The sequence below is a fragment of the Lysobacter fragariae genome (assembly GCF_054779775.1).
Window position 1 is genome coordinate 463731 of the sequence record NZ_BAAGXP010000002.1, and the last position, 18259, is coordinate 481989.

Sequence of the window (18259 nt, forward strand, 5' to 3'; positions counted from 1 at the left end):
GTTCAGGAAAGCTCTCCGCATACCCAGCCGAATGCGTCCGGGGCGTGACCCGGGTAACCTTCCTGTCGTATTCCAGCAGCCCGGCTGTCGCATCCCGCGCCCAGGCTGCCGCGTAGGGGGCAAGAAGGCATGCGCAAGTTCGAAGAACACCTGCAGCAACGGTTCCCGCAGTGGTTCCGTGGTCGCCGCGCCAAGCTGGCCCGGCCGCTGCTGCGTGCCATCGGCCGCTGGTCGCGGTTCGACGCCATCGCCGAGCACATCGAGGCCAGCGCGCACCTGCGCGATTTCGAGTTCGTCCAGGCGTCGCTGGAGTTCGTCCAGGCGCGCTACCTCGCCGATCCGGCCGAGATCCGTCGCATTCCGGCGAGTGGCCGCCTGCTGATCGTCGCCAACCATCCCTCCGGCGCGGTCGACGCTCTGTCGCTGCTGGACGTCGTCGGCCAGGTGCGCCGCGACGTGAAGATCATCGCCAACGACCTGCTCTCAGCGCTGGAGCCGATGTCCGGCCTGCTGCTGCCGATCCGCATCCTGGGCGGCAAGCCCAGCGCCGACAGCCTGAAGGCGGTGGAGGAAGCGCTGCGCCAGGAGCAGTGCGTGATCATCTTCCCGGCTGGCGAAGTTGCGCGGCTCGGCCTGCGTGGCGTCACCGACGGACGCTGGCGCCGCGGTTTCCTCAAGTTCGCCAAGGCCACCGATGCGCCGGTGCTGCCGGTACGGATCGAAGCGCGCAATTCCGCGTTGTTCTACGGCGCGTCCGCGGTGTTCAAGCCCGTAGGCACGGCGCTGCTGGCGCGCGAGATGTTCGCCCGGCGCATGCGTCGCATCGCCCTGCGCATCGGCCACCCGCTGCGGATCCCGGCCAATGCCAAGGCGACGGAGGTCCTGCGCGAGATCCGCCGCGACCTGCACGCCATCGGCACGCCGCAGGAGCGTGCCGCGCCGGTCGGGCCGGAGGCGCTGATCAATCCCGTCGATCCTGCGGTAGTGCGTGCCGGCGTGGAAGCGATGACGCTGCTGGGCAAGACCTTCGACGGCAAGCACATCCGCGTGGGTTGCCTGCCGGCGGGTTCGCAGCTGCTGCGCGAGATCGGCCGCCTGCGCGAATACACCTTCCGCGCGGTGGGCGAGGGCACCGGCCAGCGCCTGGACGTGGACATCTTCGACAGCTGGTACGAGCACATCGTGCTGTGGGACGACGAGGCCGGGAAGATCGCCGGCGCGTATCGGCTTGCACGTGGCGGCGCGATCCTGCCCGAACGCGGCCTCAATGGTTTCTACACCGCGTCGCTGTTCGACTACCGCGACGACGCGCTGGAGCGCATCGCGCAGGGCATGGAGCTGGGGCGAAGCTTCGTCGTGCCCGAGTACTGGGGCAGTCGCAGCATTGACTACCTCTGGCAAGGCATCGGCGCGTACCTGATGGCGCATCCGGACGTGCGCTACCTGTTCGGCCCGGTGTCGATCAGTGCCGCGCTGCCTCCCGAGGCGCGCGAACAGATCGTGGCTTATTACGCGCACTACTACGGGGCGCAGGAGCAGGCGGCGACGTCGCGGCTACCTTTCGTCTATCGCGCCGCGCCACCGCAGTTCGGCGAGGACATGGACGCGCAGACCGCATTCCGCGTGCTCAAGAACAACCTCGACGCCCTCGGCGCCACGCTGCCGATGCTCTACAAGCAGTACACCGACCTGTGCGAACCCGGCGGCGCGCGCTTCCTTGCGTTCGGCGTGGACCCGGCCTTCAGTGATGCGGTGGATGGCCTGATCGAAGTCGACATGCACCGCCTGCGCCCGAAGAAGCGCGAGCGCTACCTCAGTACGGCTGGCAATGCGGACGCGTCGCAGGCCGAGGGCGCCGCGCAATGAAGTCGCGGACCGCGCAGCCCGGCACGTTGCGCCGCGCGGTCTTCATTTCCGACGTCCACCTGGGTTCCAAGCACTGCCACGCGGCGGAGCTGGCGGATTTCCTGGGTAACCTGCGTTGCGAGCGGTTGTACCTGGTCGGCGACATCGTCGACCTGTGGTGGATGGCATCCAGGCGCGCCACCTGGAACAACGCCCACAACCGCGTGGTCGAGGCGCTGCATGCGCTGCGTCGCGCCGGCACCGAAATCATCTACGTTCCCGGCAACCACGATCGCCCGATCCGACGTTTCTGCGGGCTGGTGCTGCCGCGCATGGCGATCCGCCGTCGCGCGATCCACGTCACTGCCGACGGACGTCGCCTGCTGGTGGTGCATGGCGACGACTACGACAGCGTCACCCGTTGGCATCTGCCGACGCCAACGGCGCGGCCGTCCACATCCCCCATCGCATCGCCGGTAGCCGGCGATGCGATTGCCCCCTTGACTCAAGGGGGCTGGTCGCGATTGATGAATGACATGCAGCATGCGTTCGGCGACTGGCTGTACTACCGCATCCTGACCGGCAACCGCATGCTCAATTTCGTGCGCGCACGCTTCGGCCTGAGGTACTGGTCGTTGTCGGAATTCCTCAAGCGCCGCAGCGGCGCGGCAGAGCGTTACATCGCGCGCTTCGTGCAGGCTGGTTTCGACGATGCAAAGCAGCGCGGGCTGGACGGCATCGTCTGCGGCCATATCCATCGCGGCGCACTGTTCGAGCGCGACGGCCGCGTCTACGCGAATGATGGCGACTGGGTTGAGAGCCTCACCGCGCTGGGTGAAGACATGGATGGCACGCTGCGACTGCTTTCGCATACCGGTGAGACACGGGTATCGCTACCGCCGCGGATGCGCACCGACGGCGGTACGCAGGTGTTGCCGAAGGCGGCGTAGGCGTCACCAGCCGCGGTTCGCGGTTCCATGGGCAGCGCGAACGACGCGCACACGGGAGGCCGATACTCGCGCGCGCGCAGTCCGACTCCAGACCCATCCGGGTGACCAATGTCGTCCCCCGTTTGACCAGCTTTGCTGTTGAAGGTGACGAGCAGAGCTGAGTGATTCAGGCACTAAGGACGCATCGAAGCTGCAAAGGCAAGGTAGGCCTCGCGTTGCTCGGGCCGGGTTTCGCGCGCGGCCAAGCGCTGTGTGGCCAGGTACACGCGCTTCTCGACACGGTCGAAGCTGGTCCGGTATTCGGCGAACGCGGTACGGGCGCCGTACACCATCTGCACCTCGCGTGGCGTGACGCCGGCTTCCGCAGCGATCTTGTCGACTACGCCAGATGAATCATCGGCATACACACCAAAGGGAAGAGCAAGGCCCAGTGCCAGTGCCGCCAGATATGGGAGTTTCATGGCTACCTCCAAGCAGGGCGCGCACGGGCGCCTGCCGACAGGGGAGCGTTCCTGCATAGGTGGGTTGAGGTAACGGCGTGGCCAATTACAGGCGCTTCGCTGCCCCTCGTGCCGGGACTGGCGAGTGACTGACCGGCAAGGCCGCCACCTCAAGGCGGATGCCCACGACCCAAGGGTGTCGCGGGCCCCAGCCCTGGGTGAAGATGCGTTCGGCTATGGCGTAGTGCGTGCGCGCATCCTCGACACGTCCTTGCCGGGCCAGTAGTTGCGCCAGGCTGCGTTCGATCATGCCGCGGCGCACGTTGTTGGCGGGCAGTTCGTGTTGCGCGATGTCGACGCCTTCCAGCAGGTAGCGCCGTGCGGTGTCCAGGTCGCCGCGCTGCATGTACGCCTGGCCGAGGTTGTCGAGGATCAGGATCACGTAGGCCTGCCGACGATTGACCTTGCTGGCGCTCGCCAACGCCTGTTCGAGCAGCGGAATCGCTTCGTCGGTGCGATGCAGCGCGATCAGCGCCTGCGCGACGCGGTTCATGCTGTAGTGCGTCCACTTGTGGTCGGGCCCGTGCGCGCGCATGCGGCCTTCCATCGCTGAACGCAGCAGGGGCAGCGCTCGCGCGGGCTGGCCGCGTTCGAGCTGGATCAGGCCCAGGTAATGCACTGCGCTGAGCGTCTTGGGATGGCTGTAGCCCACCGACGCCGTCAATCCTTCGTGGATGCGGGTGAAGGTTGCTTCGGCGTCGTCCCACTGGGCGCGCATCATCTGCATGTCGCCCAGCGACATGCTCTCCCACAGGTACTGCGGATGGTTTTCCCCAAGCCGCGCGCGCGTGCGCTCCAGTGCGCTGCGCACCAATGTCATCGCTTCGTCCCAGCGGTTGGTCTCGGTGTACAGGTCCGACAGCGCCCATTCGATTTCCGGCAGCTGCTCGGGGGCGTGCGTGCGGGCGAGGACCCGCAATCGCTCGTAGCGGGCGATGGCCTCCTCGAAATGGTCCTCCTCGGACAGCAGCGCGGCTTCGCCACGTTCCAGGTGGATGGTCTTGGCTGCGGTCGGGCCGGACGCCGCGACGCGCAGCGGGATCAGGACGCGGTACAGGGCGCGTGCGCGGGCGAACTCGCCGTCGAAGACGGAGGTCTGCGCCAGGAAGTCGCCCATGTCGAGCGTGATGGGATCGCGCTTCCCCAGCGATTTCACCGCATCGGCGTAGCTGCGTTCCATGCGCAGCTGCGCCTTGTGCCACAGCCCGCGGCCAAAGTACGCACGCGCGATCGACAGTCCGATCTGCGCGCGCGCCTCGGGCTGGTCGGCGAAGCTGCTGTCCAACCGGGCTTCCGTGCGTGCCAGCAGCGCGACCACGTCGTGGTGCTCCAGGTCGGCGCGATAGGGGTCCGCGGCGGCCAGTACGTCTTCGTTGATGAAGCGGTTGACCTCGCGCGCGGAGGCGGCGCTGCGTTCGGCGCGAACCCATTGCATCGAACTGGCCACGATGCCGACCAGCATCGCCAGCATCACGCCGGCCAGGGCCATCGCCAGCCGCGGTTCGCGCCGTGCCCAGTGTTCGGCGCGCTGCCATGACCTGAGCGGACGCGCACTGACCGGGCGCCCTTCCAGGAAGCGTCCGAGATCATCGGCCAGCGCGCGCGCCGCCGGATAGCGCTGTGCCGGCGCATGCGCGAGGCATTTCATGCAGATCGCTTCCAGGTCGCGCGGCACCAGCGTCGTGCGGCTGAGCCGGCGTACGGTGCCTTCGCGCACCAGGCGCAGCGTCGCTTCGGGCGTGCGGGCCAGGAACGGTGGCGCACCGGTGATGCATTCGTACAGCACCGCACCCAGACCCCATACGTCGGTGGCGATCGACAGCACGCCCTGGTTCAGTGCGGTCTGCTCCGGCGCCATGTAGCTGGGCGTGCCGGACACCTTTTCGTTCTCCAGGCACAGTGCTTCGCCCAGGCGCCGGGCCATGCCGAAATCGGCGATCTTGGGCGTGCCCATCAGGTCCAGCAGGATGTTCTCCGGCTTGATGTCCAGGTGCAGCACGCCGAGGCGATGCGCGTAGTCGACGGCCTCGGCGATGGTCTGGATCATGACCGCGGCATCGCGCGCGGGCATTTCCTGGCGCCGGTCCAGGTGGCGCGCGAGCGTCTCGCCGCGCACGAGCTCCATGGCGTAATAGATCAGTCCTTCCTGTTCGCCGATGGCGTGCACGGCGACGATGTTGGGATGCTGCAGTCGCGCGGCGTTCTGTGCTTCGTGCTTGAAGCTGGCGATGAACTCGGTGGACGCCCATGGCCCGGCGGCGAGCAGCTTCAGCGCGACCTCGCGATCGAGCGAGCGTTGCCACGCGCGATACACCAGGCCCATGCCGCCTTCGCCGATGCGCTCGATCAGGTCGAAGTCACCGAAGCTGCGCTGTTCCGGATCGGTCAGGTCCAGCTCCAGCGTGTTCGTCGGCACGGCGCCATTCGTGGGCGTTTGCGCGCGACCGTCCCCACCATTCCCGCCGTTGCGACGTTTGCTGATGAATGCCAGCCGGGCGAGCGCCGAATGGAATCCACGGGCCGGTGCGGACCGCGGATCCGGATGCGGCGGATGTTCGCCGGACCTGTCGACTCCGCCGGAGCTCATGGCGGCGCGCCACTGGGTGCGAAGGCGGCAATCCCGATCATGGCCGCGCCGTCAGTGGTGCGTGCGCCACAACGTTTCGCGCAGCGCGGCCATCTCCTCGTCCACGCCATCGTCGGCACAGGTATCGGCCAGCTCCGCGCGCACCAGTTCGCGCAGGCGCGCGCGCAGGCGATGCACCGCCACCGCGACGGTGTTGGTGCGCAGGCCCAGCTGCGCGGCAATGCGCTGGTAGTCGTCGGCGATCGGACGCTCGGCGACATAGGGGCTGAGCTGTTCGAACAGCTCGCCCTTGCCGGCGGTTTCGGCCTCCGTTCGCAGGCGGGCGAAGCTGCGCTCGAGCACGGTGAACACCCACGCCCGCTCGAAGGCGCTCTCGGGCGAATCGCTTTCGGGCCCGGAAAGCCGTTCGAGTTCGTCGTCGACGTCCACTCGCAGCTGGCCACCGCCGCGCTTGCGTGCATGCGCGGCTTCATCGGCGTTGATCAGGAAGCGCTTGAGCGACACCAGCAGCAGTCCGCGGAAATGCCCGCGGGTGGGATCCGCGCCGACGTCCCAACGGCCTTCGAGGAAACGCATGAAGAACTCCTGGGTCAGGTCTTCCGCGTCATCGGCGGAGTAGCCCGCGCGACGCACGTAGGTCAGGACCGGGCCGCGGTAGGCGCGGCAGATTTCCTCCAGCGCATGGCGCGCCACTTCAGGATGGCGCGCATCCAGAATCAGGCTCCATCGCGTGGTTGCAAATCGTGCCATTGGCCGCGTTCCAATCCGTCCATCCACGGATCACCGCGTGCGGTCCTTCTTGCGGCAAGGCCCCGTCATCGGAGCGTCACTGAGGTTAACGCTGTCGGGCGACGCAACGGGCCGGAAACCTGAATCGTGGGTGGGTGACACCCGTTGCAGTGGACAAATCGCCTGTAATCGCGATGAGCGGTTGCCGTCGATATTCCGGGTGCTGGCTCGTGCTGTTTTGGTTGTGTCCGCAACAGCCGCTAGCATCCGGGCATGGATTCGATCACCCATCTGTTCCTTGGCGGCGCGATTGCCGCTGCCATCGCGCCGGCCCGGCATCGGCGGGCCGCGCTGCTCGCCGGTGCGCTCATCAACTCGCTGCCCGATCTCGACGTGTTGCCATTGCTGGCCAACGACGATCCGGTGCTGCGCATGGTCTGGCATCGCGGCCTCACCCATTCACTGCTGGTGCTGCCCCTGGTGGCGTGGGCCCTGTGGGCGTGGTTCCGGCGTCGCAATGGTCGCGTGGCGCAGGCGCCGAGGCGTTGGTTCTTGGTGTTCCAGGCCACGCTGCTCGCGCATCCGCTGGTGGATGCCTTCACCGTCTACGGCACGCAGCTGTGGTGGCCGCTGCCGGTGCCGCCGACGATGTGGTCGAGCGTCTTCATCATCGATCCGGTGTTCTCGCTGTGCCTGGTATGCGCCTGCGTGGTGGCCTGGTTTGCACGGGAGCGCATCGGCCAGCGTGCGCTGGTGGCGGGGCTCGCATTGGCGGCGTGCTACCTGGGGCTGTCGCTATTGGCGAAAACGGCGATCGATCGCGAGGCCGATCGCTCGCTGGCCGCGCTGGGATTGCAGGACGCGCCGCGGTTCTCGGTACCGATGCCGTTCAACATCGTGCTCTGGCGCGTGGTGGCGATGACGCCCGATGGCTTCCTGGAAGGCGAGCGTTCATTGCTCGCCGACCACGGCCCGATGCGTTTTCGCCACTACCGTTCCGACACGCAGGCGCTCACGCAGGTGAGTCACTATCGCGCCGTTGCCCGGTTGCTGTGGTTCAACCATCACTTCGCCAAGGCGGAATCGCGCGAGGGCCTGCTGGTGCTCAGCGACCTGCGCATGGGCGCCGAACCCGACTACGGCTTCCGCTTCGCTGTCGCGCGCAACGTCGGCGGGCGCTGGCAGGAGATCGCGCCGCGGCAACTGCGCTGGCCCTGGCAGGCACGCCGCAGGTTGGGCTGGGTGTGGCAGCGCATCTGGCATGAACCCGCCGACGACGCTCCACCGCAGCAACCGCGCGCAGCGCGCTGAGCGGCACGATCGGCGGGCTCGACGCAATGGCCGCGGACGAAGCGATCAGGCCGCGACAGGCAGACCGGGATTGACGCCGGCGACCAGCGCGTCGAAGTAGTCACGGGTGAGCTGCAACTGTGCCTGCGCGGTCTCGGCGCGATTGACCACGGCGCGAAAGGCGACGTTCTCGGGGCGATCCTTCGCATACCAGCCCAGGTGCTTGCGCGCGATGCGCACGCCCGACGGTTCGCCGTAGAACGCATGCAGGTGTTCGAGGTGTCCGAGCAGGATGTCGCGCACTTCAGCCGCCGACGGCTCGGGGAGTGTTTCGCCGGTGGCCAGGTAATGCGCGATCGCGCGGAAGATCCACGGCCGTCCCTGCGCTGCGCGACCGATCAACACCGCATCCGCTCCGGTGTGCTGCAGCACGAACGCCGCCTTCTGCGGCGAGTCGATGTCGCCATTGGCCATCACCGGGATCGACAGCTGCGACTTGATCGCGGCGATGGTGTCGTACTCCGCGACGCCGGTGTACTGCTGGTCGCGCGTGCGCCCATGCACGGCCAGTGCGGCGATGCCCGATTCCTGCGCGATGCGCGCGATCGCCGGCGCGTTGCGCTGGTCGTGGTCCCAACCGGTGCGGATCTTCAGCGTCACCGGCACGTCGACCGACTTCACGACTGCTTCGAGGATGCGCGCGACCAGCGCCTCGTCGCGCATCAATGCCGAGCCAGCCCAGGCATTGCAGACTTTCTTGGCCGGGCAGCCCATGTTGATGTCGATGATCTGCGCACCGTGATCGACGTTGTAACGCGCCGCGTCCGCCATCACCTCCGGGACCGTGCCGGCGATCTGCACGCTGATCGGCGCGGGTTCGCCTTCGTGGTCCATGCGATGCAGCGACTTGCTGGTCTTCCAGAAACGCGGATCGCTGGTAGTCATCTCCGATACGCACAGGCCCGCACCGAGCCGCTTGCACAGCACGCGGAAGGGTTTGTCGGTGACCCCGGCCATCGGCGCGAGGATCACCCGGGGCGAGATGCTGTAGGGGCCGATGGGCATGGGGATGCCAGCGGAGGCTGCTTGCACGGTACGGGTCCGGGGCGATAGCATCAAATTTAATGCTGGCAAGGATGTCCGGCTCTTGTGCAACTGCTGCCAGCCAGTTGCTCGGATTGATAAAGGACTACAAAAGTGAAGCGAAGCAAGAGTTGCAGTTTGCTAGTGTTGGCTCTGGGTTTGTCGTTCATGGTCACGGCCGCGGCGGAAGGCACCGTTACGGTCAATGGCACTACTACAACGTGCGACAACAGTTGTGTCGTAACAATTGACCCAGATGGTACCTACCATATCGCGGATTGTTGCGGTGGGAGAATTCATCTTCGATTCCCCGGGCGCAAAGATTAAATTTTTCACCAATTAATGAGGGTGCGCTTCGCGCAGCCTCATTAATTTTCTTGAGGGTGGGTTGCAAAGCCAATGCGTGGATTATTGCTGGTGGTTACGACGCTGATATTCGGTGCGGCAATCGTTTGGATCGTCGCGAGCCGAGATCAGACGGTCATCCAACGGAGTACGAAGAGCGGAATGAGTGTCCCAGCTTCTCAGTCTGTTATTGAGGAGCGGACGGGAAATGAAGATGGGACTGAGACGTCATCGCTTGCTTCCTCATCGAGCCATGCCAAGCCTGGAGGAGCTGCTGAGCAGAAGTATTTGCTAGCGGAATCAAGCTATTTTTCCAATGACCAGCTAAATATTCCTGCAATCCAGAGGACGATGACTGGATCGGGATTTGAGAAGCAACTGGAATTGCTGGAAAAGCAGATGTTGGTCGATCCGAATGCTTCGGATTTGACACGCACTTACGCTGCCGAGCTTCAAAAGCAGCTACAGAACGCTGGCATGCATCATGGCTCGCCTCGACTGGCTTGTGGGTTGAGCTTGTGTATGGGGCTGGTCACAGGTGGGCGTGACGATAGCTCATATCAAGCGTGGTGGGCGGACTTCGAAAAGAGTCCAAAGACTCCACATACAATTGGTATCGACTACACACAGCAAATGGTAAATGATACTTACCAGCATCGCTTTGTGTTCGTGACCGATCCTGATGTTCGTGGTTTCTCGAACAGACTAAGGTGAGACGGTAATGCAGGCGACGGCCTGGTGATTGCCGTTTCAGCAACCAACAAGCCCGCCTATCGGCGGGCTTGTTGTATCTGCACCGGCACCTTTGATCATTTCCGCTTGATGTACCGCCACCGCCACCGCCACCGCCGCCTCGCGCACCGCGCACCGCGGCGTCGTCGTCCAGCCCGCCTGCGTGTCGCTCGGGCAGGAAGGGGATGAGAACTCGTAGGACGGGTCTTGATCCGCCGCATGAAGCAAAAAGCCCGCGCACTGCGCGGGCTTCGGTATGTTTCGGTTGAAGCGAGGGAACGAGCTGCCGGCGAAGAACCGTCCCCTGAAGTCGACGACCATCACCTAGGACGGCGCCACCTTCACCTGGAACGTCGCGTCCACCTGCAATGGCAACAACACGCTTGAATCGCCCCGGGTTCACTAGACATCTCCGAGCCGTACATTACGGCAATCACGGAGGTGGGCATGAGCAGCAAGCGGTATTCGGACGAGTTCAAGGCCGAGGCGGCCAAACAGGTGCTTGAGCAAGGTCGATCGGTGCGCGATGTCGCCACTCGCCTGGGGGTGAGCATCGACTCGTTGTATGCGTGGGTTCGCGAGCAGCGCAAGGCGCCGCAGGTGCGACAGGCGGATGCGGCGCAATCGGCGGAAGTGCGCCGGTTGCAGGCCGAGCTCAAACGGGTGACCGAGGAGCGCGACATCCTAAAAAAGGCCGCAGCGTACTTTGCCAAGGGGTAAGGGCGAAGTACGCGTTCATGCAGGCGCATCTCGATCAGTTCCGCGTAACCAGCATGTGCCGTGTCCTGGGCGTGCAACGCAGCGGCTTCTATGCGTGGCAACAGGAGCCGCACAGTGACCGCCATCGCGAGGACCAGCGCCTGCTCGGGATGATCAAGCAAGCGTGGCTGGAGAGCGGCACGGTCTACGGGTATCGCAAGGTCACCGACGACCTGCGGGATCTGGGTGAGCACTGCGGCAAGCACAGGGTCGCCCGGCTGATGCACGGCGAAGGCCTGCAGGCACAGGTTGGCTACGGACGCCGTCCGCGTCCCCGTGGTGGCCGCGCGTCCTCGGTGGCACCGAACCACCTGGATCGGCAGTTCGACGTGGCCGCGCCCAACACCCATTGGGTCACGGACATCACCTACCTGCGCACGCACGAAGGTTGGCTGTATCTGGCCGTGGTGTTGGACCTGTACTCGCGCCAGGTCGTGGGCTGGGCCATGCAGGGCCAGATGCATGCCGATCTGGTGTTGCAGGCGCTGTTGGCGGCCGTGTGGCGACGCAAGCCAGCTCCAGGCCTGATGCTGCATTCGGATCAGGGCAGCCAGTTCACCGGTAACGAATGGCAGGCATTCCTGAGGTCACATGGCATCGTCTGCAGCATGAGCCGACGTGGCAACTGCCACGACAACGCGGTGGCGCGGAGAGTTTCTTCCAGTTGCTCAAGCGCGAGCGGATCAAGCGGAAGATCTACCTGACGCGAGCAGCCGCCCGCAGCGACGTGTTCGATTACATCGAGATGTTCTACAACCCCAAGCGCCGGCATGGCTCCAACGGAGGTGTCTCTCCGGTAGAGTTCGAACGGCAGGCGGGACAATCAGGCTTGTAGGTGTCTACGAAACCCGGGGCGATTCAAACTGGCTCAACCGGAAATGAGCATAAGGCGGCATTTGGTGAGAAAGGCGCCGGAGAGCAAAAAATCTATGGTGCGCGGATAAATACCTCTGACTCACCCATCGTATCGCTTGCCAAGTTTAGGTTGAACTCGGATGGCTGGACCGACTTGGGCAGAAAGAACGACATGCATTCACATGGCTTTTTTGCTTCAGGAAGGGCGTTGTCGGCTCTGGATGCTTCCTTCTTTCGGGATTCTGGATATCGCAATCTCCGAGAGGGGGATTTTCTGAATGGAATAGATGGAATCAGGATTATGGAAGGTATAAAGAGAAGTAGTGCATCACCTCAGGACGTCGCTGGAGATGGTGAGGGTTATCTTTCCACCGAGAAAAATGGGTACATCCACTATGGCAACTAGATCTCTCCTGGTGCTTTTGGTTTCGCTGTTTGGGGTGGCGGGAGTGACGTTGGCATCGCCGCAGCTGGCCAGAGCCCCAGTATCTGTTAGGCAAGTCTATGTCGATGGAGGCTGGAGTCAGCTAACTTGCGATACAGATGAAAAGTGCGAGCTATCGGCTTCTGATTTTCATGATGGTGCGGTCTTTGGTGTGGATGTTGGTCGCTTTGGGTATAGAGCCTATGTTGAAAGATATAGATACTTTTCCACCAATGCGGTTGGTCAAGTAGTTCTCTCCGTGGAGGTAAGGTGCAGTGATAAGGATTTGAGTGCATTTCCTAAGTCGGCAGCTGTTTTTTGCAACTTGGACTACGTTGCAACGGAAAATGGCATAGAGGGCTCTGCAGTCGCCATTTATGCTCTCATTGATGGGCGTACTGAAATGATTGAGCGAGAGGTAACGGAAAATGCTCCCCAGTCAAAGGAGCCGGGGGCAATTAAGCCAACCCCATAACGCACAAGAACCCGCGTAAGGCGGGTTGAAGAACTCGTAACCCGCGTAAGGCGGGTTAAAACTCGCCCTAAGAAAATCCGCGTAGGGCGGGTCTTGACCCGCCGCATGAAACAAAAAGCCCGCTCACTGCGCGGGCTTTTTGTTGGCGATCGAAGGCGATGGTTACGGCTTGGTCAGCATGGAGGCGAGCACTTGCGCGATGGCGCGTTGCTTGGCTTTAGGCAGCGCTTCGATCTGTTCAAGCTGCTGCTGCATCTTTCAAAGGGCATTGCGCAGCCACCCATCAGCTCACGCCGTGGCATGCAGCGGAATCAGCATCACCCGTAGCTTGCACTCATCGAGCGACTGCCGCAGTCGCTGTTCGACCTGTGACAGGTTGTCGAGCTGTTGCGGCGCGTACAGCGAGTACGTCGGTTTGTCGCTTCCACGTGCGCCGTGCATGCGGCTGACGCTGACGTTCGGGGTCTGGCAGGCGCGCGCCCACAGCGCTTCCAGTTCGCTGGGACCGATGCTCTGTCCGGTGCCGAGGGTGAATCGGAAGATCGCGATCTGGTGTTTCATCCAAGGCCCCTGAATTACGGTTCGTGTAAGTGTCGCGCGGGCGATCAGCGCTGTGCGCCGCCCGCGGTTCGTCAGCGTGTCGCTCCGCGGCGCGTTCCGGCGGCCGGGCGTGCCGGTGCCGTTGCGTCCGCGACGGTGTCCTCGAGCTTGGTCAGGACCCGGGTAACGCCCAGCACCTCGATATGGCCCCCGGCCTGGCGGAAGGCCTGGATGTCGTCGGCGATGCGCTCGCTGGTGAGCAGGCGGGAGTCGGGCTCCTTGCGTCGGAATGCCTTGTCGTCTGAAGGAGTGTTGCTGCGTGCCATGGGGGTCTCCGGAGCCGATGTGAGATTCAATGGAAGGGCGGCTGCGCATTCACGACGAGGGTCCGCGTCGGTAGTGCAGCAGGCGGCCGCGATGCGGCGGCGGATCGCCGTCATCCATCGGGCAGCGCGATTCGTCCAAAGAGAACCCGAGATCGCGCATCAGGCGCGTGAAACGCGCGCTGTTGCCGCGTCCCGGATCGGTGATGAGCACCTGCGCCTGTTCATTCGCATGGCGCGTGACGACCTTGGCGAGCAGGTCCGCGTGGCCCAGTTCGTACAGGACATCGCTGGCGATGATCAGGTCGAAATGCCCCAGCGCCGGCAGCGGCGTGTCCCAGCGCAGCTGGCGGTAATGCACGGCGGGCAGGGCATTGAGCGCGGCGTTGTAGGCGAGGAAGGGCTCGGTCAGCGGATGCATGTCCGACGCCACCACGTCAGCGCCACGACGCTGCAGGACGAGGCTGGCCAGGCCGATGCCGCAGCCCAGTTCAAGGATGCGTTCGCCGCCCAGGTCGAAACGGTGCATCGCCTGCGCGAGCAGGCGCCCGGACGGCCAGATCTGCCCGAACAGGCTCCATTGGGAATCGGAAATGCCCAGGCGAGCGCCGTGGCCGTCGGGGTCGCCGAACTGTTGCAGGTCCGACAGCACCCGCAGCTGCCATGGATCGCCGCCTACGGTGAGGGACAGGTTCCGGGTGGTGTAGCCGGGCAAGAGGGCTCCCGTGTGGGCGCCACCGTTGAAGGGTGGTGACGCGTGAGAGGGAGCGAAGCGAGCGACCGGTTTGGTCGGGCGGGACGCGCGAATGGAGCAGTGGCGTCCTGCATCCTACACGAGTGCCCGGCCCCGTCCCGGCAGGCGGGAAGGGCGCCCCGGGGCCCTGGATTCCGGGGGAAAACCGCGCTCCCGAACCCTGCGACGGCGCCCGGCTGAACGGGGACGACGCAGGGATCCGGAAACCGGATACCTGCGCCTTCGGGCCTATTTGCCCTTGATGAACGCCGCCACGGCGTCGCGCACCGCCGCGTCGTCATCCAGCCCGCCATGCGTGGTTGCGCGCGTCGCGCCCATGCCCTGCGCCCAGGTCTCGCCGGGCGTGCGCAACAGGCGGACCTGTGCGCCCCAGGAACGCGCGGGCAGGAAGGGCGTGAGGTGCTTCTCCATGCCGAGGATCGGCGTTTCCTCGAAATCCTCGAACGAGCGCGACACCAGGTACAGCAGCGAGTGGCCGTACGGCTTGCAGGTGTCGTCGGCGCGCTCGGCGGCGTCGGTGAGGTTGGAGATCAGCACCGGTATCGGCGTGTTCGCGATCAGCGGACCCAGGTTGGTGTCGAACAGGTCCAGCCGCACTGCCGGCGCGAGCAGGCTGATCGAAGCGACTTCGAGTTTCGCCGCCACCGCGCGCGGTCCCAGGTAGGCGTGGACGATCGCGCCGGCGGAATGGCCGATCAGGTGCAGGCGGATCTCCGGCAACCGCGCGGCCGCCTTGGACTTGCTGAAGAAACCGAACAGCTGGCCGATGCCGGAGTCCTTGCGGGACAGCTTGTCGGCGTTCTCCTTCATCTCGTCCCACATGGCCTTGCCGGGCACGCGCGCCAGGCCTTCCATGCGTTCGTTCGCCCATTCGCGGAAGTCGCGCTTGATGCGGTTCCAGCGTTCGCCGCCGGTCTTCTCGCTCTCGCCCTTGACGGTGTCCTCGAAGATGTTGGCCCAGGTGTCGAAGGCGCCGGTTTCCCACATCAGGAAGATCGGGAAGATCTGTTGCGAGTACAGGTGCGGAATCCATTCGCGCGCGGTCACCGCCGCCGATTCCTCGTCGGTCAGGCCGCCGTGCGCGTACAGCGCCACGTCGATGTAACCGGCCTTGCTGCTGTTCCATGCGTCGCTGGCGGCGAGCATGTGGTGGTCGATCAGCAGCTTCAGGTCGTCCCTGCCGGTGCGGAAGCGGCCGCGTGAACTCAGGCGACCGTTGTTCTCCATGTTGACCACGAACGGGGAGATCTCGTGGTCGGCGAGCACCGGGTTGCGCGACACCACCGCCTTGCCGCTGCGCGCGTCGGTGCGCAGCGTGGAGGCGCTGGCGACCTTGTCGTGTTCCTCGGTGACCACGCCCAGCTGCACGACCCAGCAATCCATCGCGTTGGCCGTCCAGTCCTCGTACGGAAGCACCGCGAAACCACCATTGCCCCACGCCTCGCCCCAGGAGTTCTGCACGATGAAGCCCTTGGCGTTGTAGCCGACGATGGCGAACGCATGGCCCTGGTCGTGCGCACCGCTGCCGGGCTGGATCACGTCGATATGGGTTTCTTCGGTCGGTGCGGGCACCGCGACGGCCCGGAGCAGCTTGTCCCAGCCGGTATGGGTGAAGGCGCTGGCGTAGATCGCGCCGACTTCGGCGATGGCGACGTGCATGTCGCGGATGTTGGCGGGCTCGATGCGGTAGTACGCGCCCATCGGCCGCTTGATCGCATCCAGCCACCAGTCGGTGTCTTCCTCGTTGGTGGCCTTGGGCATCTTGGGCTCGTTCCAGAGCGCGTCTTTCGCCGCGCCATGCCGCGACCAACCCTTGAGTGCGCCGCGCAGGGAGGAACCGCTGTCGTCGTTCTCGCTTTCCTCCGGCCACTCGTCGTAGCGGCGGGCCATGTTGTAGATCATGAAACCGGAGATCGTCTCGACGTCGCGGCCGGCCTTGGCCAGCAGGTACTCGATCACCAGCGACAGGCTGAAACCGGTGCAGGCGTTGGTCTGGCCCTGCAACTTGGTCGGGCGCGGATTGGTCGGGCGATGCAGGTGGGCCGGTGCGTCGCGCACGCTGGGCTGGTATTGCCAGTCGCGCAGGTCGACCGGATCCGGGCGCACGTTGCGGCGCCGGGTGTTGCCACGACGCACCGCCTTGACCAGCGGGAAGTCCTCGCGGCCCGGTGGCAGGGCGGGCTTCGCCGCCGCGGCCTTGGCGGCCGCCTTGGCCGCCGCGACCGTCGTCTTTCCGGCGCCAGCCGCGGGCGGGGCGAGCGCGAGCTTCCACTTTGCGTATGCCGTCGCCAGCTTGGTGTCGTACTTGTTCTGCGCGTAGCCCGGGCCGTTGTAGGCCTTGGCGAAGGCCGCCCACTTCCTCGCCTGCAACGTCGCCAGGAAGGGCGGGCGCGAAATGAACTTGACGAACATCGCCAGCTGTTCGGTCGCGCCGGCATGTTGCGCGACGACGAAGGCATCCACGTCGACGCAACCGCAGTGCGGGTAGTTGAAGCCCATGATCTGGAACATGCCCCAGCTGGCCGATTGCAGCGCCGCGCTGCGATCGAGCTGGCAGGCGGCGTCGAGGCGTTTCCATTCGCCGGTCAGCGAACCGGAATATTTCTTCCGGTCCCATTTCGGGTAGCTGATGCCCGGGTGCGCCTTGCTGAAGCGGCCACCGGTGAGGCGGTGGAAGGCGTGGCCTTCGAACAGGATTTTCGGCTTGTCGCCGTTGGGCGGTGGCAGGAAGCCCGCGCCTGCGGCTTCCACTTCGGCCACGGCATGCAGCGTGGCGGATTCAACTCCAAGCGCGCGGGCGTAGTCAGCCCATGCCTGTTCTTCGATGACCGTATTCATCGTGGTCTCCCTACGCCATTCCGTTGGAAATCCATGGGGCCCCGGTTGCGCGGCTCCCTGTAGAGGCAACGCAAAGGTGCTGCCGGATCGGTCAGCGTACCTCGGTCAGTGCGCCAGTGCCGATGCCGAAGGCATGGTCGCTGGTGTCGTGGAGTTGCTGGTGCCTTACGAAGATTTCACGCGCCTGGAGCCGCGCTTTCCCAAGCCGCTGGAGACGCGTGCGCAGTTCAGCCGAAGCGCGCCGTCACGTCGTCGTCGCGCGGCATCGCGATCGCCGCGCCCGCTCGTTGCGTGGAGAGCGCGGCGTAGCGGTTGGCGTAGCGCACGTGTGACTGGAATGCATCCTGCGGCTGGCGCGCAAGGCGAGCCGCGAGCGCGCCGCTGAAGGCATCGCCGGCGCCGGTGGTATCCACGGGCGTGACCGCTTCGGCGGCGATGCGGTAGTGGTCGACGGCGTCGCCCCGCAACTGCTGCGCGCAATGCGAGACGAAGCAGCCGGCACTGCCGAGCGTGACGACGACACTGCCGTCCGGATGTAGCCGGCGGCACAGCGCGTGCAGGTCGCCGTCGTCGCGTGCGGCCAGGCTGTCGGCGTCGACGGATACGTCCGCATGGCGCGCAAGCTGCGCGCAGAACTCGGTTTCGTTGGGGGTGAGGATGTCGGACAGCGCCAGCAGCCGTGGCGTCACCGTCGCATCGGCCGGCGCGGGGTTGAGCAGCGTGGCGATGCCCGACGCACGGGCGAGTTCGAACGCGTGGACGATGGCGTCGGCCGGCGTTTCCAGCTGGCCCAGCACCGCGTTCGCCGCGCCGATGTCGTTCGCATGCCGTGCGATGAACGCAGCGTCGAGCACGGCATTGGCGCCGGGCGCCACGACTATGCTGTTGCGGCCCTGCGCGTCGACGAAGATGCCGGCAGTGCCGGTGGGAGCGTCGCTGCGTGCGTCGCGCAGGTCGATGCCGTCGGCGGCGGCCAGCGCGCGTGCCAGCTGCGCGCCGACGTCATCGCCGAGCGCGCACAGGAAGGTGGTGTGGACGCCGGCGCGCACGCAGGCAGTGGCCTGGTTGAAGCCCTTGCCGCCGGGACCGCTGGCGTAGGTGCCTCCCAGCGTTTCGCCGCTGCTGGGCAAACTGGCCACGCGCCAGGCGTGGTCGACGTTGAAGCTACCGATGACGACGACGCGGGCCATGCATAGCTCCTGCGGTGGTGCGGCGTAGGCGAATCGGGCC

Annotated in this window: 16 protein-coding genes and 1 pseudogene; 7 read left to right on the forward strand and 10 right to left on the reverse strand. The window is 65.3% G+C overall.

Translation table 11 applies throughout. The features are described from left to right. Nucleotides 1–129 precede the first annotated feature (129 nt). Nucleotides 130–1866, forward strand: coding sequence for a bifunctional ornithine lipid synthase OlsF (gene olsF / locus ACYVD7_RS04680; RefSeq protein WP_460759670.1), 1737 nt, complete (start codon nucleotides 130–132; stop codon nucleotides 1864–1866). Then, complete coding sequence (locus ACYVD7_RS04685) at nucleotides 1863–2795, forward strand: UDP-2,3-diacylglucosamine diphosphatase (RefSeq protein ID WP_460759673.1); 933 nt, start codon at nucleotides 1863–1865, stop codon at nucleotides 2793–2795. The genes olsF and ACYVD7_RS04685 overlap by 4 nt, the downstream gene beginning before the upstream one ends. A gap of 173 nt (nucleotides 2796–2968) precedes the next feature. Here the strand turns inward: ACYVD7_RS04685 and ACYVD7_RS04690 are convergent, their stop codons facing one another. The 3 genes from ACYVD7_RS04690 to ACYVD7_RS04700 form a co-directional block, all read right to left on the reverse strand. Next, nucleotides 2969–3256: a hypothetical protein gene (locus ACYVD7_RS04690; protein ID WP_460759675.1), complete on the reverse strand. Its 288-nt coding sequence runs from the start codon at nucleotides 3254–3256 to the stop codon at nucleotides 2969–2971. Between the two features lie 85 nt (nucleotides 3257–3341). Continuing rightward, complete coding sequence (locus ACYVD7_RS04695) at nucleotides 3342–5711, reverse strand: serine/threonine-protein kinase (RefSeq protein WP_460759678.1); 2370 nt, start codon at nucleotides 5709–5711, stop codon at nucleotides 3342–3344. Between the two features lie 222 nt (nucleotides 5712–5933). Continuing rightward, the gene (locus ACYVD7_RS04700) at nucleotides 5934–6632 is read right to left on the reverse strand and encodes an RNA polymerase sigma factor (RefSeq protein WP_460759681.1); all 699 of its coding nucleotides are present in this window, start codon (nucleotides 6630–6632) and stop codon (nucleotides 5934–5936) included. 252 nt (nucleotides 6633–6884) lie between these two features. Between ACYVD7_RS04700 and ACYVD7_RS04705 the strand changes: the two genes are divergently transcribed. Next, nucleotides 6885–7922: a metal-dependent hydrolase gene (locus ACYVD7_RS04705; RefSeq protein ID WP_460759683.1), complete on the forward strand. Its 1038-nt coding sequence runs from the start codon at nucleotides 6885–6887 to the stop codon at nucleotides 7920–7922. A gap of 45 nt (nucleotides 7923–7967) precedes the next feature. Here ACYVD7_RS04705 and dusB read toward each other — a convergent pair whose 3' ends face one another. Further along, on the reverse strand, nucleotides 7968–8966 hold the full coding sequence (dusB, locus tag ACYVD7_RS04710) for a tRNA dihydrouridine synthase DusB (RefSeq protein WP_460759686.1): 999 nt from the start codon (nucleotides 8964–8966) through the stop codon (nucleotides 7968–7970). A 417-nt stretch (nucleotides 8967–9383) separates the two neighbouring features. Here dusB and ACYVD7_RS04715 point away from each other — a divergent pair, with 417 nt between their 5' ends. Then, complete coding sequence (locus ACYVD7_RS04715) at nucleotides 9384–10043, forward strand: hypothetical protein (RefSeq protein ID WP_460759688.1); 660 nt, start codon at nucleotides 9384–9386, stop codon at nucleotides 10041–10043. Between the two features lie 36 nt (nucleotides 10044–10079). Here the strand turns inward: ACYVD7_RS04715 and ACYVD7_RS04720 are convergent, their stop codons facing one another. Beyond that, nucleotides 10080–10382 carry a hypothetical protein gene (locus ACYVD7_RS04720; protein ID WP_460759691.1) on the reverse strand — a complete coding sequence of 101 codons (303 nt, stop codon included), beginning with the start codon at nucleotides 10380–10382 and terminating at the stop codon, nucleotides 10080–10082. A gap of 126 nt (nucleotides 10383–10508) precedes the next feature. On the opposite strand from ACYVD7_RS04720, the pseudogene ACYVD7_RS04725 reads away from it, so the two are divergent. The 3 genes and pseudogenes from ACYVD7_RS04725 to ACYVD7_RS04735 all read left to right on the forward strand — a co-directional run bounded on the left by ACYVD7_RS04725 (nucleotide 10509) and on the right by ACYVD7_RS04735 (nucleotide 12574). Continuing rightward, a pseudogene (locus ACYVD7_RS04725) lies at nucleotides 10509–11655 on the forward strand (IS3 family transposase). Then, nucleotides 11656–12081, forward strand: a complete 426-nt coding sequence (locus ACYVD7_RS04730) for a hypothetical protein (RefSeq protein WP_460759693.1) — start codon at nucleotides 11656–11658, stop codon at nucleotides 12079–12081. A gap of 10 nt (nucleotides 12082–12091) precedes the next feature. Further along, complete coding sequence (locus ACYVD7_RS04735; protein ID WP_460759696.1) at nucleotides 12092–12574, forward strand: hypothetical protein; 483 nt, start codon at nucleotides 12092–12094, stop codon at nucleotides 12572–12574. 288 nt (nucleotides 12575–12862) lie between these two features. Here the strand turns inward: ACYVD7_RS04735 and ACYVD7_RS04740 are convergent, their stop codons facing one another. The 5 genes from ACYVD7_RS04740 to ACYVD7_RS04760 all read right to left on the reverse strand — a co-directional run bounded on the left by ACYVD7_RS04740 (nucleotide 12863) and on the right by ACYVD7_RS04760 (nucleotide 18219). After that, complete coding sequence (locus ACYVD7_RS04740; protein ID WP_460759698.1) at nucleotides 12863–13135, reverse strand: hypothetical protein; 273 nt, start codon at nucleotides 13133–13135, stop codon at nucleotides 12863–12865. A gap of 71 nt (nucleotides 13136–13206) precedes the next feature. Next, nucleotides 13207–13440, reverse strand: coding sequence for a hypothetical protein (locus tag ACYVD7_RS04745; protein WP_460759701.1), 234 nt, complete (start codon nucleotides 13438–13440; stop codon nucleotides 13207–13209). 49 nt (nucleotides 13441–13489) lie between these two features. Beyond that, complete coding sequence (locus ACYVD7_RS04750; RefSeq protein WP_460759704.1) at nucleotides 13490–14152, reverse strand: class I SAM-dependent methyltransferase; 663 nt, start codon at nucleotides 14150–14152, stop codon at nucleotides 13490–13492. 267 nt (nucleotides 14153–14419) lie between these two features. Beyond that, nucleotides 14420–17029, reverse strand: coding sequence for an N-acetylmuramidase domain-containing protein (locus ACYVD7_RS04755; RefSeq protein WP_460759706.1), 2610 nt, complete (start codon nucleotides 17027–17029; stop codon nucleotides 14420–14422). Nucleotides 17030–17256: 227 nt separating this feature from the next. Next, entirely contained in the window at nucleotides 17257–18219 is a 963-nt protein-coding gene (locus ACYVD7_RS04760) for a ribokinase (RefSeq protein WP_460759709.1), read from the reverse strand. Nucleotides 18220–18259 lie beyond the last annotated feature (40 nt).

What these genes read in the sequence shown, in the direction of transcription:
- ACYVD7_RS04755 (WP_460759706.1), bottom strand. Translation starts at nt 17,029, where the DNA reads ATGAATACGGTCATCGAAGAACAGGCATGGGCTGACTACGCCCGCGCG.
- ACYVD7_RS04690 (WP_460759675.1), bottom strand. Translation starts at nt 3,256, where the DNA reads ATGAAACTCCCATATCTGGCGGCACTGGCACTGGGCCTTGCTCTTCCC.
- ACYVD7_RS04760 (WP_460759709.1), bottom strand. Translation starts at nt 18,219, where the DNA reads ATGGCCCGCGTCGTCGTCATCGGTAGCTTCAACGTCGACCACGCCTGG.
- ACYVD7_RS04740 (WP_460759698.1), bottom strand. Translation starts at nt 13,135, where the DNA reads ATGAAACACCAGATCGCGATCTTCCGATTCACCCTCGGCACCGGACAG.
- ACYVD7_RS04685 (WP_460759673.1), top strand. Translation starts at nt 1,863, where the DNA reads ATGAAGTCGCGGACCGCGCAGCCCGGCACGTTGCGCCGCGCGGTCTTC.
- ACYVD7_RS04745 (WP_460759701.1), bottom strand. Translation starts at nt 13,440, where the DNA reads ATGGCACGCAGCAACACTCCTTCAGACGACAAGGCATTCCGACGCAAG.
- ACYVD7_RS04720 (WP_460759691.1), bottom strand. Translation starts at nt 10,382, where the DNA reads ATGGTCGTCGACTTCAGGGGACGGTTCTTCGCCGGCAGCTCGTTCCCT.
- ACYVD7_RS04715 (WP_460759688.1), top strand. Translation starts at nt 9,384, where the DNA reads ATGCGTGGATTATTGCTGGTGGTTACGACGCTGATATTCGGTGCGGCA.
- dusB (WP_460759686.1), bottom strand. Translation starts at nt 8,966, where the DNA reads ATGCCCATCGGCCCCTACAGCATCTCGCCCCGGGTGATCCTCGCGCCG.
- ACYVD7_RS04705 (WP_460759683.1), top strand. Translation starts at nt 6,885, where the DNA reads ATGGATTCGATCACCCATCTGTTCCTTGGCGGCGCGATTGCCGCTGCC.
- ACYVD7_RS04700 (WP_460759681.1), bottom strand. Translation starts at nt 6,632, where the DNA reads ATGGCACGATTTGCAACCACGCGATGGAGCCTGATTCTGGATGCGCGC.
- olsF (WP_460759670.1), top strand. Translation starts at nt 130, where the DNA reads ATGCGCAAGTTCGAAGAACACCTGCAGCAACGGTTCCCGCAGTGGTTC.